This window comes from Candidatus Pedobacter colombiensis (genome assembly GCA_029202485.1).
Classification (GTDB): domain Bacteria; phylum Bacteroidota; class Bacteroidia; order Sphingobacteriales; family Sphingobacteriaceae; genus Pedobacter; species Pedobacter colombiensis.
On the sequence record CP119313.1, the window covers coordinates 136,491 to 151,410 of the forward strand.

Here is a 14,920-nt window from a genome sequence, read left to right on the forward strand (position 1 = left end):
TCGAGCTTATTGTAATAAGTGTAAGGGGCTGTCTTTGTTACTTGCTCAGATTTAACCTAAGGTTCAATTCAAAACTACCATTGGTATAACTACTCAAAGCCGAGGTTTGTGTGGTGTAAGTTCCGCTGATCAGGTATTTCTTTTTATAATCCATACCCAAACCGAAAGTGGTGTTTTTTGTACTGTGGTACATGGCCAACAACATCACTTGTTTATTGGCAATGCTCAACTGCGTTCCTGCATCCCAGATGTTGTCAAATCCTTTCACGCCACGGTAAGCTACTTTAGGTTCCAGATCCATACCTTCGGCACCTTCGCTGATGTTGATTTGGTAACTGGCTGCCGTGTAAAAAGTAGCGACATCAGCCAATTGAATCACATCTTTTTTTAACACGCTTTTAAGGTTAGGAATTGCAGCCTGTACATTTAGCTTACCAGAGGTATAAGCTACACCAAAATCACCATCGAGGTAAGTTTTACGATCATTGTATTGTCCTACGCTAGGATCATTGGGATTGCCGTAAATATCTGCATTCTCTAAACGTTGGGTCATGAAGCCAAACGATACCCCAAAGTGTAATTGCTGACCTTCGCTATTTAATGGCAGGTGATAGGCGTAACTACCTACCACGCGTGTTTGTCTTTGCAGACCAGCACTTTCGTTGTTCACTGATAGCCCTAATCCTACTTTGTTAAAACCATAATCTGCTGTAAGGTTTTGGGTTAGTGGAGAACCTGGAACATTGCTCCATAGTTTGCGGTAAGCGCCGTTTAATTTTAGACCTTGTCCCGCACCGGCAAAGGCCGGGTTGATCAAATATTGATTGGTATAGTATTGTGACGATAAGGGGTTTAATTGTGCCCTAACGGAACTACCAATGACAGTAAAAGCGATTAGTGCCAGTGTCTTATATATTGGTTTCATTTATTTAATTCTTAAGTGATGTTTAACGGGTTTGTTCTGATCTTGTTACAGTGATGTAACCTTTGAATATACGCCTGTCGGTTCCAAAATCAATAATGTAATAATAGGTTCCTTCAGCTAATGGCAAGCCATTGAGTGTGGCATCCCAGCTATTGTCATAGCCTTTTTTACCATAGATAAAGCGACCAGACTTGTCAAAGATCTTAACCTCGTTATTCGGGTACATGTCAATGTTGTCAATCACCCATTTATCGTTATACCCATCACCATTTGGCGAGAGGATGTTGTTGGCCTTAATTTTAACCAGATCATGGAGTACCGTTAAAGTAAAGGATTTAGTCTCCGTACATCCACTTGCATTGGTCACTGTTACCGTATAGGTTGTGGTTTCTTTTGGTCTTACCTCAATAGTGGCTGTGCTTTGACCATTTTGGATGCTGTTATTAGGTGTCCATTGATAGGTAGCTCCACCGGTAGCGCTTAGCAGTGCTTTTTCACCTTTACTGATTTGAGCTCCTTTTTCGCTGTTGATAGACACAACCGGCAGCGCATTTATGGTGATCACAAAAGTTCTGCTGTAGGTATCTATACCACCGTTAGCTGTTCCGCCATTATCTTTAACAGTTACTGTAACTGAAGCTGTTCCTGATGTGCCGGTTTTAGCTTTATAGTTGACTATACCTGTAGCACCGGTACCGGTTACTGTTAAGCTTTCAAATAAGCCGGCATTGTTGCTGCTTACACTTAGCATGGTCGTTTGCCAAGTCTCAGGACCGGCACTGATGCCAGTTAAGGCTATTGATTGCGTTGCTGTAGTGTAGCAGATATTTTGATTGTTGATTGTTGCCAATGTTGGCGCTTCGTTTACATCAATTACAGCGATGGTAAAGACTTTCTCCAGACTCTGGCCATATTGAGTTGTACTCCTTACGCGGATGCTGTAAATGGCCTTGGTTTCATAATCAAGGATCGCATTGGTGTTGACTTTGTCATTGCTAATGGTAAATAAAGCATTGTCAGTATCTCCGGCTCCTGCAACGATGGTATAAGTAAAAGTTGCAGAAGGATCATCAGAAGTACTACTCAGAGTACCTGCATTGGTTCCTATTGGCCTATTTTCAAATAGTGGTATTGCAGCTAATGTAATACTGGTTGGTGCACCAGGTTTTATTTTTAAAACCCCTTCTACATAACTAATGGTGTAGTTGGCCGCTATTGCACCGGCAGCTTTAATTGGGTAATTGCCAATAGGACTGCTTGTTGTTGCCGTAGTGGTCAACACTGGTTTGGTGCTAACTACTGCACTGGTTTCGCCTAGTGCAAAACCGCTATAGCTTGGGGTTAATGTAGGATTGGCTGCTCCGACAAATTTTTCCTGATTGTCTGCTGTAATGGTTAATGGTGCTGCAGTAACAGATAGTGCACCGGGTGCATAGCTAATGGTGTAGTTGCTACTTACTGCACCGCTTGCTGTAATTGTATATGGGCTACTTGCAACCGAAGAAACTATGGTAGCTGTTGTACTTAGTGTGGGTTGCGTGGTTAAACTTGCTTGTGTATCTCCATTTACAAAACCGGAATAACTAGCAGTTAATGTAGGCACAGCTGCGCCATATACTTTAGTTTGGTTATCTGCCTTAATGGTTAATGGTGCTGCAGTAACCGATAAAGCACCGGGCGCATAGCTGATGGCATAGTTACTACTTACTGCACCACTTGCGGTAATTGTATATGGGCTACCTGCAACCGAAGAAGCTGAGGTTGCTGTTGTGGTCAGTATTGGTTGCGTGGTTAAGCTGGCTTGTGTATCACCGTTAACAAAAGCGGAATAACTAGCAGTTAATGTAGGTACAGCTGCGCCATATTCCTTAGTTTGGTTATCTACGGTAATGGTTAAAGGTGCTGCAGTAACTGATAAAACACCTGGCGCATAGCTGATGGTATAGTTACTACTTACTGCACCATTTGCTGTAATTGTATATGGGCTTGCTGCAACCGAAGAAGCTGAAGTTGCTGTTGTGGTCAGTATTGGTTGTGTAATTAAGCTGGCTTGTGTATCTCCATTTATAAAACCGGAATAACTAGCAGTTAATGTAGGCACATTTGCACCATATACTTTAGTTTGGTTATCCGCCTTAATGGTTAAAGGTGCTGCGGTAACTGATAAAGCACCAGGGACATAGCTAATGGTGTAGTTGTTACTTGCTGCGCCACTTGCGATAATCAGGTACGGGCTACCCGCAACTGGAGAGGCTGCAGTTGCTGTTGTACTTAGCGTTGGTTGCGTGATTAAGCTGGCTCGTGTATCTCCATTTGCAAAACCATTGTAGCTGGCCGTTAACGTAGGCATACTTGCCCCATATACTTTGGTTTGGTTATCAGCCCTAATGGTTAATGGCGCTGCGGTAATTGACAAATTGCCTGGAATGTAGCTGATGGCATAGTTACTACTTACTGCGCCACTTGCCGTAATTGTATATGGGCTACCTGCAACTGATGAAGCTGAGGTTGCTGTTGTGGTCAGTATTGGTTGTGTAATTAAGCTGGCTTGTGTATCACCGTTAACAAAAGCGGAATAACTGGCAGTTAATATAGGCACAGCTGCACCATATACTTTGGTTTGGTTATCCGCAGTAATGGTTAAAGGCGCTGCGGTAATTGACAAATTGCCTGGAATGTAGCTAATGGTGTAGTTACTACTTACTGCGCCACTTGCTATGATTGTATATGGGCTACCTGCAACTGATGAAGCTGAAGTTGCTGTTGTGGTCAGTATTGGTTGCGTGATTAAGCTGGCTTGTGTATCTCCATTTACAAAACCATTGTAGCTGGCGGTTAACGTAGGCATACTTGCCCCATATACTTTGGTTTGGTTATCGGCCCTAATGGTTAATGGAGCTGTATTTACGTTACTTAATGGTATAGCCACATTAAGTGTTGTAGCTCCTGGACTTGCTAACTGGATGTTTCCGAAGTAATTGTCGGCATTGCTTGAGCTTTTCAATCGAGCGTAAATGGTGCCTGATATGGATCCGGATGTACCCAGAGTTACGGAGTTCCCAAAATTTACATTATCAATACTAACCTCAAAACCGGTAGGAGCTGTAACTAATACCCCGCTAGTCATGTTTGAAGCTGCAACCGTAAAGCTTGTAGAGTTTGATGCGGTACCGTAAGCAGTGGTTAGTGCCGTTAATGTGCCTGTTGAAGTAATTGTTGGAACAACTTGTTCTATGGTATATTCTTGTCCCGTAAAACCACCCGTAAGTGGGTTTGATGAAGTATCCATGATTCCTGTACCGGAATTGTTTAAATTAAGCCCGATGGTTCCGTTTCCTGAAACACCTTGTATTGTAATCTGATAGCTATTTCCTGTACCGGAAATACTGCTAATAAATCCAGAACTGCTGCCCGTTGAAATTATGGTAAAGTCAGTGATGTCTACACCTGTAACGTTTTTGGAGAAAGTTAAGGTGTAAGAAATAACAGTAGCATTTGTTGGTGTACTGCTATTGCGGTTCAGGGAAACAACTGTAGGTGGAGTAATGTCATTTACACCAATGGTAAATGCTTTATCAAAGGTTGCACCATTGCTGTCCGTGGTTCGAATTCTGACGCTATAGCTTGATTTTGTACTATAATTCGGAATGGCCAAGATCTTTAGTTGGTTACCGGTAATTATAAATGAGGCATTGTCTATACTGCCAGTTCCGGCAATAAGGCTGTAGGTGAAGGTGTCTGAAACATCAGCATCTGTCGTGCTTAAATTTCCAACAACTGAGTTTGCAGGGACTCCGCTATTTATGGTATTAGAGGAAAGCGTAATATCTGTTGGGATAGCATTAATTTTAACAGTTACAGTGATTGGACTGCCGGTGCAACCATTGAGGGTTGGTGTTACAGTATAGTTCACTACGCCTGAGCCTGTAAGTGTTTGCGCAATTGAAGTGCCAGAATTAGCAGAAGCTCCATTTACTGTTCCGCTTACGGTGGCGGCTATCCATGCGAAGGTGGCTCCTGTTGGGGTTGAAGTGAGTGCAATGCTTGTTGTGGTCCCACTATTGATTGTTGGAGAAGCCGGACTTGCGATGGCAACGGGGGTGGTTATAGTAAGTGTCACAGTATTTGAAGTAGCAGCGGGGGCTGTGGTTCCTGTTGCTACACAGCGATATAGATAACCATTCATGCCGGTTGTTGTTCCGGTGAGCGTAAGTGTTGCCGTTGACTTGTGATAGCGGGAGCAGGAGTTACAGGAGCTGTCGTAAAATTGCTATAATCAAATTGATCGATAGCCATGTAATTTTGAGTGCCTTGCAATTCAATTTCAAAAGCATCAATATCGGTGGTGGCCAGTACTCCACTAATGGTTAATCTGTGCCATGCTCCTCCGGTTGCAATAGGGGTTTGATTAAAAGTCGTTGAGGTAAATGTGCCTGCAGCGACTTGTACGCCATTCTTTTTTCCTATTACTTTAACCTGAGCACCATAGGGCAGAACATTACTTCCTCCGTTGGCAGAAGGCCAGATATCTAAAGAAACCAAGCGAAATGTTTCACCATTTGCTGTTTTGATCCCACCTACATTGCCGGATCTTGTACCATTTCCAGTGTCGCTATATCCGTTGGAAGGAGGGCTTGCAGATCCGTAGCTGGAAACAATTTGACCTACAAAATCACCTGTCAGGGTAAATTGATGGCCGGCATGAGTGAATGCCTGAGCGTTAGGTGTAATGTTCTCAAAATCATACCCTGAGAAAACGGCGGGAGCAACCTGAATGTCGTTGAGTGTGATATAACTGTCACCGTTTTTTGAAGAGATTCTCACTTCATCAACATTCCCAAATGCAGGAGGGAGTTTTAATGCGGTAACTGCGCTGGTTTGGGATAAGGCTAAATAGCTCGCACCTATATTTCCATTAAATACAAATGATCCTCTGGAAATACCTCCATTAAAACATTCAATGGTATATTGCCTGCCATCCGCATATCCCCAATCGAGGAAGTTTAAGGATTTTAGTGAAAAATTGGTGCCTCCGGTAGATTTAATTGTCCAGCCGTAGTTAGATACTGTGCCATAAGTAATTATTGGTGGATAACCAAACCAGTTGCTTTGTGTACCATCATGGTATTCAAGTGGCGCTGCGGTTAACATTGTCCCAGTATTATTAATCGGATAAATTTGTAAGTCGAGATCATTAATTAGGGTGGATCCGGCATCGCCATCGTTGATGATGTGATCGCCTAGTCCTGAAGTGTTTGAAAAATGTAAAATCGGGGAAGTCGATAAATTAACTCCCGGAGGATTAACCTTTACGAATGATAAAAAAATAAAGGAAAAAACCAGTAAAAAAAGTAGTTGTTTCTTCATATAATTCTTATGTGAATTAAAATTTGGTTTAAGCTGTAAAACTAATTTTTTTCACTAATAAAATAATAAATTATCTTATTTAATAAATACAGGATTATAATTCTATATAAAAAGGCTGCAAATAGGATCGTATTTAACCGCACATAAAGTTATTTCTTTATGGAGAACCTGGAGCAATATAATATTGATGGAATAGGTAAGGTATTAGGAGTAGGGAACCGCCGCCCTCCAAAGTATTAATTTAAATTATTTCGTAAGTTTGCGGCCATGTCAGCAGCAAAAAAGCCACACATTGCCATCATCGGTTTAGGGTACGTTGGGTTACCTTTAGCCATCGAGTTTGCCAAGCAATATCAAGTACTTGGTTTTGATATCAATGAAACCCGGATAAAAGATCTTTCTGAAAATAAGGATATTACCAAAGAAGCAGATTTAACTGCATTGCAGGAAGTGCTTGGTAAGGGACTTACCCTTTCTTCTGATGTCAGCTTATTGAAAGATTGTAATGTTTATATTGTTACGGTTCCTACACCGATTGATCAGTATAAAGCTCCCGACTTAAAGCCACTTTTAGGGGCTACAGAAATGCTGGCAAAGCACCTGTCTAAAGGCGATATTGTGATTTACGAATCTACCGTTTATCCAGGCTGTACCGAAGAGGATTGTGTTCCGGTACTGGAAAAATATTCCGGTCTAAAATATAACATAGATTTTTACTGTGGTTATTCACCGGAAAGGATCAATCCTGGCGATAAGGTAAATACGCTGACAAAAATCATGAAAGTGACTTCGGGTTCTACTCCTGAAGTGGCAGATTGGATTGATGGACTGTATTCGAGCATCATTACTGCAGGTACCCACAAAGCACCAAGTATAAAAGTTGCAGAAGCATCAAAGGCTATAGAAAATGCGCAGCGCGATGTGAATATCTCTTTTGTAAATGAGTTAGCATTGATTTTCGATAAAATGGATATTGATACAGCTGATGTAATCGCTGCAGCCGGAACGAAATGGAACTTTTTAAAATATAAACCCGGATTGGTAGGGGGACATTGCATCGGCGTTGACCCTTATTATCTTGCCTATAAATCAAATGCACTGGGCTATAGTCCACAGGTTATCTTATCTGGTAGGAGAGTGAACGAAAATATGGGTGTTTTTGTGGCGAGTAAAGTCGTAAAAATGCTGATTGCCAAGGGCTCTTCTGTAAAGGGGGAGAAGGCGCTTATTTTGGGTTTTGCCTTTAAGGAGAATTGTCCGGATGTCAGGAATACTAAAGTCATAGATATTTATACTGAGCTGCAGCAGTTTGGTATGGAAGTTCATGTTTATGATCCATGGGCCATTGCTGATGAAGTGCAGGAAGAGTATGGCATTATGCTGGAGCAGAACTTAGATGAAAAAGATTATAAGGCCATTATTATCGCGGTTGCGCATAATGAATTCCTGAATCTGGATTATGCTGCATATAAGCAAAATGGAGCGATTATCTTCGATACGAAATCCTTCATTGATCGTAGGTTTGCCGACGCGAGGCTGTAGCGGAATTAAATAATTTCGTATGTTTACGGCTACAAATTAAAAGATTTAAATTGATGAAAGTAGCTTTAATAACCGGTGTTACAGGACAGGATGGTGCGTATTTAGCAGAGTTCTTGCTTAAAAAGGGATATTTTGTACATGGTATAAAAAGAAGAGCTTCATCATTTAATACCGAGCGGATTGATCATTTGTATCAGGATCAACACGAGCAAGGTGTTAAATTCAAATTGCATTACGGTGATCTAACTGACTCCACCAATTTAATTCGAATTATCCAGGAAACTCAACCGGATGAAATCTATAACCTTGCGGCTATGAGCCACGTTCATGTGAGCTTTGAAATGCCTGAGTATACTGCCAATGCTGATGGTATTGGTACTTTAAGGTTATTGGAAGCCATACGGATTTTGGGTATGGAGAAAAAAACAAAGGTTTATCAGGCCTCCACTTCCGAGTTATACGGATTGGTACAGGCGGTTCCACAAAGTGAAACTACGCCGTTTTACCCACGCTCACCTTATGCGGTGGCCAAAATGTATGGGTATTGGATTACGGTAAACTATAGAGAAGCTTATCAAATGTATGCCTGCAACGGGATTTTGTTTAACCACGAAAGTCCGCTTAGGGGAGAAACCTTTGTAACGCGTAAAATTACCAGGGCAGCCTGTAAAATTGCTTTGGGACTGCAAAATTGCTTATATCTAGGGAACCTATCTGCACAAAGGGACTGGGGACATGCTAAGGATTATATTGAAGCAATGTGGTTGATTCTTCAACAAGAGCAGCCTGAAGATTATGTGATCGCCACCGGAATAACCACCACTGTTAGAGATTTTGTAAAGATGAGCTTTGCAGAGCTGGGCATAGAGGTTGAGTTTAGTGGTAAGGATGAGCACGAGCGTGGAGTAATCATTGATGTTGATCAGGATATGGTTGCAAAGCTTGGCCTGAACGATACGAACCTAAAGCCAGGTACTGTTGTGGTACAGGTAGACGAGAAATATTTCCGCCCTACCGAGGTGGATCTTTTATTGGGTGATCCAACTAAGGCCAATACCAAATTGGGCTGGAAACCTAAGTATGATTTGCCAGCATTGGTGCAAGATATGATTCAGTCGGACTTGCATCTGATGAAAAAGGACGAGTACCTGAAACAGGGTGGTTTTAGAACCCTAAATTATTTCGAATAGCAGGAAATGATCGTTATTATACAATGCAAAGACCGGGTGGGCCTGGTTGCAGATATTTCCAGAATTTTATCGGAAGCCCAGCTTAATATTGTTTCTATGCGGGAACATGTAGATAAGGTTGAAGACTGCTTTTTCATGCGTTTGGAAGTGGATGGGCTTGCAGATGAAACTGCTCTTGAGCTAAAGATGCAACAGATTTTGCCTGAGGGAGCAATTATCCGGGTTAACCCTGTTCCTGATAAAAAGATTGTAGTGATGGTTACGAAGGAGTATCACTGTCTGGCCGATATTCTGGTTCGGAATAATTTCGGTACACTGGGGGCTACAGTGCTTTGTGTAATCGGCAATCATAGCGTTCTTCAAAAGATTTGTGATCGGTTTGATATCCCATTCTTCTTGATTCCTTATCATGAGGACAAAGCGGTGTCCGAACGGGATATTGTTCTTAAAATCAAAGCATATAATCCGGATTATGTGGTGCTGGCTAAGTTTATGCGTATCCTTTCTCCCCAGTTTGTAGCCAACTTCCCTAATAAGGTAATTAATATTCATCATTCTTTTTTACCTGCATTTGCAGGTGCCAGTCCTTATAAACAAGCATTTGAAAGAGGGGTTAAGCTCATCGGAGCAACTGCCCATTTTGTGACGGATGATTTGGATGAAGGGCCGATTATTGCACAACAGATTATTCCTGTAAACCATTCTTTTACAGCTACTGATATGGTAAAATCGGGAAAGGAGATTGAGACATCTGTGCTTGCAAAGGCGCTGCATTTAGTGTTGAATGATCGCGTATTTGTCTATAAGAATAAAACTGTCGTATTTGAGTAAATACAACAGTTTAAGAAGTTTTTCTTAATGGCCCTTTTTCTTCGCTCTTATTCTCTCAAAAAGATCAATGATTTCATCCTGAAGTTGAATCACCTCCGCTTCTTTTTTTGCAAGTTGTTTTTTTAACTGCCCTACTTTTAAGGTATGTAATACCTGCGGGTTTGCTTCTTCGCTTGCCATGAGTTCCATTGGGGTTACTTTGAATAGCCGGGCAATTTGATTTAACCTGGAGATATTTAGGTCTGTTGTGCCGGTTTCGATTTTGGAAAAAGCAGGCACTGAGATTGCTAACTGCTCAGCGGCTTGCCTTTGGCTCCAACCTTTTTGCTTGCGAAGCTTCTTAATGTTTTTACTTATTTCGTTCATGTCATTTTCTTTATAAGATATTGAAAAGCCAATTAAGAAACCACATGTTTGGTTAAGTTTTATTTTTTATAAAAAGACAAGGTGTTTCTAATAGTGTGGCACAGAAAATGAATAAGAATGAATATTGAGATTTAATTGAAATTGCATTTTATTATTTTACATTTGATTAGAAATAAAATAAGCCCAAAAGAACGATAAATGAAAAAATATCTACTAATTGTGCTCTCTCTTTTACTTTATAATTCAGTGTTTTCACAGTCAAGTGATGACTATAATTACAGTATTGCTGTTAGGGGCTATAGCCTGATGCAGATGCCTAAGGTTTTAAATCAGGTTGGGGGCGGAAGGTTTATTGGAACTGCTTTTCAAAGTGGTATGCTAAAATTTAACGACAAGCAGATTAGCTATAGGCTGAGTGGTAGTTATCTTAAAAAAGATGTGTCGGTGATCAATAATTGCGAGAATTGTGATGTAGCTAATGGGAAAATGACTGATTATAGTTTCAAGATTGGGTTTGAGAAGAACCTTAATTTCTCTACAATACAACCATATTTTGGGTTTGATATCGGGTATCGGTATAATAAATTTCTGGGCACAATGGTTTCCAAGAGTTTAGCGGTTGCGCGAGCGACTTCTATTATGGAACCCAATAGTGTTGAGGCCAGTAAGTCCGGGTTTGTTGCCTCACCGGTAATTGGCATTAAGATCAATCCAATACCACAAGTCACCCTGTTCGCAGAGGGAAGTCTCGACTTTTTTTATTCTTATGAGCGTCAGGAGACTGTTGCGGACGATATTAGTAGTACCAGGACTTTTAATAAGTACAATAAGACAGAGTTTTTGTTGACTCCTGTGTCGATTGGAATTCAGGTGAATATAGGGAGTAACAGATAATGGATTCTTCATGTCATACTTTCATCACAATTCAATTAAATTGATATATTTGCACCGAACACTAAACCTACATCTGCCCTATGAAAGTTAAGTTGACCAATATTTTATGCGATGACCTCTCAATTCTTAAATTATCATGCCGATTCTAAGCTTTTTTAGGGCGAAATTTTAGCACATAAACATTGACCTCTCCACACAATATATGAATTTTAAAAGAACGATCACAGCAATATTATTTGTATTTGCTGTTTTGATCACACAAATAGCTTTTTCACAAACCAACTATTCCAATGTAAACGTTGACGAGTTGTCTGATGCTCAGATTTTGCAAATGATTAAAAAGGCAGAGTCGATAGGATATAATGATGCTCAGTTAGAACAAATGGCGAAAGCGCAGGGGATGAAGCCTGAGGAGGTTGTGAAATTGCGTGCCAGGGTAGAGAAAGTAAGAAAAAGCACTGGTGGAGAATCTGTCAGGGTAGATGACCAACCTAAAGAAAGACAAGTTGAAGGTGCTAAAAATAACAAAAGAGATAGCTCATTAGTAAAAAGGGTGGATGTATTTGAGGATTTGCGTCCTAAAGTGTTTGGTGCAGAATTGTTCGCGAACAGCAACATTACTTTTGAACCGAATTTAAGAATGGCAACACCAAAGAGTTATGTGATTGGTCCGGATGATGAATTGTTGATTGATCTGAGTGGCGATAATGAGGCCAATTATAAGTTAAAGGTTAGTCCTGAGGGTATTATTAATTTGCAGTATGCCGGCCCGGTTTCGGTTGGGGGGCTATCTATAGAACAGGCAATTACAAAAATACGCACAAAATTAGCCGGTACTTATCCATCTTTAAAAAGCGGACGTACCAGTTTGGCTGTTAATTTAGGAAACATCAGAAGCATTAAAATTACATTGGTGGGAGAGGTGGTAAAACCAGGCTCTTATACTTTGTCGTCATTGTCGACTGTTTTCAATGCACTAAATGCATCCGGAGGACCGAATACTAATGGGTCATTCCGTAAGATTCAAGTGATCAGGGGTAATAAAGTTGTATCTACCATTGATGTTTATGATTTTCTCTTGAATGGAATTCAGCAAAATAACATTCGCTTGCAGGATCAGGATGTGATTAATGTTCCGGTTTACCAAAGCCGGGTAGAAATAGTAGGTGAGGTTAAACGTCCGGCCTTGTTTGAGGTTTTAAGTCGTGAAAGTTTGCAGGATGTGATCCGGTTTGCTGGTGGTTTTACCAATCTGGCTTATACGGCACAGATCAAGGTTTTACGGAATACGAATAGAGAACGCAAAATCGTTGATGTTGGTGCCGAGCAATTCGCGACTTATGGTCCCTTAAATGGTGATAAATATATTGTAGAAACCATTTTGAATCGCTTTGAAAATAGGGTAGAGATATCAGGAGCGGTTTTTCGTCCCGGTAAGTTTGAGTTGGATAAGGGCTTAACTTTAAAAGGCTTAATTGCTAAAGCTGATGGATTAAGAGAAGATGCATTTTTAAATCGTGGCTATATCAATCGTTTAAATCCTGATAATACACTTGCATTAATCTCCTTTGATGTGGCGAAAGTATTGGCTGGAAAGGATAGTGATGTCGCACTGCAAAGAGAAGATAAGGTAACTATTTCTTCTTTGTTTGATTTAAGAGATGAGTATAAGCTGAGCATTCAGGGAGAAGTGAGGGAACCGGGTACTTTTGAATATGCGGATAATATGACGCTATCAGATATTATACAAATGGCAGGTGGTTTTAAAGAAGGAGCGACACCAAATCGGATTGAAATTTCCAGGAGAGTAAAGAATAGTGATTCTTTATCGAAATCGGCTATTACCGCGGAGTTGTTCACCGTTAATGTAGACCCGAATTTAAAGCTGCAGGGAGGTGATTTTATCCTTAAACCTTATGATATTGTTACCGTTCGTAATTCGGCTGGTTATTCAGCACAGAAGCAGGTTAAGTTGGAAGGAGAGGTACTTTATCCAGGTATTTATACGATTAACTCAAAGGATGAGCGGATCTCTGATTTGATTAAAAGAGCGGGTGGGCTAACCCCCTATGCTTATGCGGAAGGGGCTTCATTAAAAAGACCGGGGGCTGAAAAAGTAAATCCGAATGATAAGAACGCAATTGACAATAAGGAGGAGGAAAATAAGAAGCTTTTAAATTTAAAACGTGCACAGGAGGCTGGTGTTAAGGATACGATTAAAGCGGATATTGAGCAGAAGTTGATCCAATCTGATCTGGTTGGGATTAGCTTAGAACATATTTTACATAAGCCTTATTCAAGATATGATTTGATTGTAGAGGATGGTGATGTGATTCGTGTGCCAAGGCAGTTGCAAACGGTTAAAGTGACCGGAGAAGTTTTAAATCCGAATAGCATTGTTTACTTACCTGGTAAAAGCTTTAAGCAGTATGTGAATGGTGCTGGAGGGTTTACTTCAAGTGCTTTGAAAAGAGGTGCATATATTAAATATGCCAATGGTTCTGTTGAAGCAGGTAGTAAGTTTTTGTTTTTTAGCAATTATCCTAAGGTGAAACCTGGGGCGGAGATTTTGGTGCCGAAGAGAGCCGAGAGAGAGCGGATGAGTGCGCAGGCATGGGTTGGATTAGGGACTGCAGTTGCTTCTTTGGGGGCGATTATAGTTAGTTTGTTGAGATAGTTTAAGTTGAATCACTTTTGTACAAAAATGAATCCAGAAAATATAATTAATGATCAAAATGATTTTAGTGAGATTTCATTAAAAGAACTTCTCCTTAAGGTCAGGGGATGGTGGCGGTTTTTGCTGTCGAAATGGCTAATCATTTTATTCTGTGGTATCGTAGGTGGGCTTTTAGGATTTGGTTATGCGTCTTTAAAAAAAACAATTTACACGGCAACAACAACTTTTGTTTTGGAAGATGGAGGTTCAGGCGGGAACGGAATAGGTAATCTGGGTGGATTGGCTTCTATGGTTGGAATTGATGTGGGTGGCAATAGTGGTGGGATTTTTCAAGGTGATAATATTCTTGAGTTGTATAAATCGAGGACGATGATTGAAAAAACTTTATTAACAACCATTGAGTTTGAGAGTAAGAGTCAATTACTTATAGATAGGTATTTAGATTTTAATGGATTTAGAGAAAAGTGGTCTGAAGTGCCTGAATTGAAAAATATTCAGTTTATTAAAAAAGATAACGAGGGTATTAAGCATACTCGCTTAAAGGATAGTATTATAGGTTTAATAGTTAATGACATAAATAAAAACTATCTGAGTGTAGTCAAACCAGATCGAAAACTAAGCCTTATAAAGGTTGAAGTTAAATCAAAAGATGAATATTTTGCAAAGGCTTTTGATGATCAAATAGTTAAAAATGTAAACGATTTTTATATACAAACGAAGACTAAGAAATCGTTAGAAAACATATCTATTTTACAAGGGAAAGCTGATTCGGTTCGTGCCGGGATGAGTGGTGCTATCTATAAGGCCGCAGAAGTGGCTGATGCTACCCCTAATCTAAATCCAACAAGACAAACTCAGAGAATAGCCCCAATTCAACGGTCCCAATTCTTAGCAGAAGCAAATAAAGCAGTTCTAACAGAGTTAGTTAAGAATCTTGAAATGTCAAAAATGAGTTTGTTAAAAGAGGCTCCTTTAATACAAATTGTGGATCAGCCCGTTTTCCCTTTAAAACAAGAAACTACCTCGCGTATTGGCTATTTTCTTGTTTTTTTTATGTGTTTCTCTATTGTTTCAATCTTTATTTTATGCTTTAGGCGATTTTTTATCAATGCTATCAATCGTTAATTG

At 40.2% G+C, this 14,920-nt stretch carries 10 protein-coding genes; 6 read left to right on the forward strand and 4 right to left on the reverse strand.

The features are described from left to right. Positions 1–37: 37 nt before the first annotated feature. The 3 genes from P0Y49_00555 to P0Y49_00565 are packed head-to-tail and all read right to left on the reverse strand — an operon-like array spanning position 38 to position 6,292. On the reverse strand, positions 38–925 hold the full coding sequence (locus P0Y49_00555; protein WEK19645.1) for a type IX secretion system membrane protein PorP/SprF: 888 nt from the start codon (positions 923–925) through the stop codon (positions 38–40). Positions 926–947: 22 nt separating this feature from the next. Then, complete coding sequence (locus P0Y49_00560) at positions 948–5,111, reverse strand: MBG domain-containing protein (protein WEK19646.1); 4,164 nt, start codon at positions 5,109–5,111, stop codon at positions 948–950. Further along, complete coding sequence (locus P0Y49_00565) at positions 5,108–6,292, reverse strand: hypothetical protein (protein WEK19647.1); 1,185 nt, start codon at positions 6,290–6,292, stop codon at positions 5,108–5,110. Before P0Y49_00565 ends, P0Y49_00560 begins: the two co-directional genes overlap by 4 nt. Before the next feature lie 267 nt (positions 6,293–6,559). Between P0Y49_00565 and P0Y49_00570 the strand changes: the two genes are divergently transcribed. The 3 genes from P0Y49_00570 to purU are packed head-to-tail and all read left to right on the forward strand — an operon-like array spanning position 6,560 to position 9,855. Then, positions 6,560–7,834 (forward strand): nucleotide sugar dehydrogenase, encoded by a 1,275-nt coding sequence (locus P0Y49_00570; protein ID WEK19648.1) that lies wholly within the window; start codon positions 6,560–6,562, stop codon positions 7,832–7,834. A gap of 53 nt (positions 7,835–7,887) precedes the next feature. After that, on the forward strand, positions 7,888–9,024 hold the full coding sequence (gene gmd, locus P0Y49_00575; GenBank protein ID WEK19649.1) for a GDP-mannose 4,6-dehydratase: 1,137 nt from the start codon (positions 7,888–7,890) through the stop codon (positions 9,022–9,024). A gap of 6 nt (positions 9,025–9,030) precedes the next feature. Next, positions 9,031–9,855 carry a formyltetrahydrofolate deformylase gene (gene purU, locus P0Y49_00580; protein WEK19650.1) on the forward strand — a complete coding sequence of 275 codons (825 nt, stop codon included), beginning with the start codon at positions 9,031–9,033 and terminating at the stop codon, positions 9,853–9,855. Positions 9,856–9,879: 24 nt separating this feature from the next. Here purU and P0Y49_00585 read toward each other — a convergent pair whose 3' ends face one another. Next, positions 9,880–10,221: a helix-turn-helix transcriptional regulator gene (locus tag P0Y49_00585; protein ID WEK19651.1), complete on the reverse strand. Its 342-nt coding sequence runs from the start codon at positions 10,219–10,221 to the stop codon at positions 9,880–9,882. A gap of 198 nt (positions 10,222–10,419) precedes the next feature. Between P0Y49_00585 and P0Y49_00590 the strand changes: the two genes are divergently transcribed. The 3 genes from P0Y49_00590 to P0Y49_00600 all read left to right on the forward strand — a co-directional run bounded on the left by P0Y49_00590 (position 10,420) and on the right by P0Y49_00600 (position 14,917). Next, complete coding sequence (locus P0Y49_00590) at positions 10,420–11,115, forward strand: hypothetical protein (protein WEK19652.1); 696 nt, start codon at positions 10,420–10,422, stop codon at positions 11,113–11,115. Positions 11,116–11,317: 202 nt separating this feature from the next. Then, on the forward strand, positions 11,318–13,792 hold the full coding sequence (locus P0Y49_00595; protein ID WEK19653.1) for an SLBB domain-containing protein: 2,475 nt from the start codon (positions 11,318–11,320) through the stop codon (positions 13,790–13,792). Between the two features lie 27 nt (positions 13,793–13,819). Next, on the forward strand, positions 13,820–14,917 hold the full coding sequence (locus P0Y49_00600) for a lipopolysaccharide biosynthesis protein (GenBank protein ID WEK19654.1): 1,098 nt from the start codon (positions 13,820–13,822) through the stop codon (positions 14,915–14,917). Positions 14,918–14,920: the final 3 nt, after the last annotated feature.

Coding starts and splice junctions, on each gene's coding strand:
- P0Y49_00555 (WEK19645.1), bottom strand. CDS start 925: ATGAAACCAATATATAAGACACTGGCACTAATCGCTTTTACTGTCATT.
- P0Y49_00570 (WEK19648.1), top strand. CDS start 6,560: ATGTCAGCAGCAAAAAAGCCACACATTGCCATCATCGGTTTAGGGTAC.
- P0Y49_00565 (WEK19647.1), bottom strand. CDS start 6,292: ATGAAGAAACAACTACTTTTTTTACTGGTTTTTTCCTTTATTTTTTTA.
- P0Y49_00590 (WEK19652.1), top strand. CDS start 10,420: ATGAAAAAATATCTACTAATTGTGCTCTCTCTTTTACTTTATAATTCA.
- purU (WEK19650.1), top strand. CDS start 9,031: ATGATCGTTATTATACAATGCAAAGACCGGGTGGGCCTGGTTGCAGAT.
- P0Y49_00595 (WEK19653.1), top strand. CDS start 11,318: ATGAATTTTAAAAGAACGATCACAGCAATATTATTTGTATTTGCTGTT.
- P0Y49_00585 (WEK19651.1), bottom strand. CDS start 10,221: ATGAACGAAATAAGTAAAAACATTAAGAAGCTTCGCAAGCAAAAAGGT.
- P0Y49_00600 (WEK19654.1), top strand. CDS start 13,820: ATGAATCCAGAAAATATAATTAATGATCAAAATGATTTTAGTGAGATT.
- gmd (WEK19649.1), top strand. CDS start 7,888: ATGAAAGTAGCTTTAATAACCGGTGTTACAGGACAGGATGGTGCGTAT.
- P0Y49_00560 (WEK19646.1), bottom strand. CDS start 5,111: ATGAATGGTTATCTATATCGCTGTGTAGCAACAGGAACCACAGCCCCC.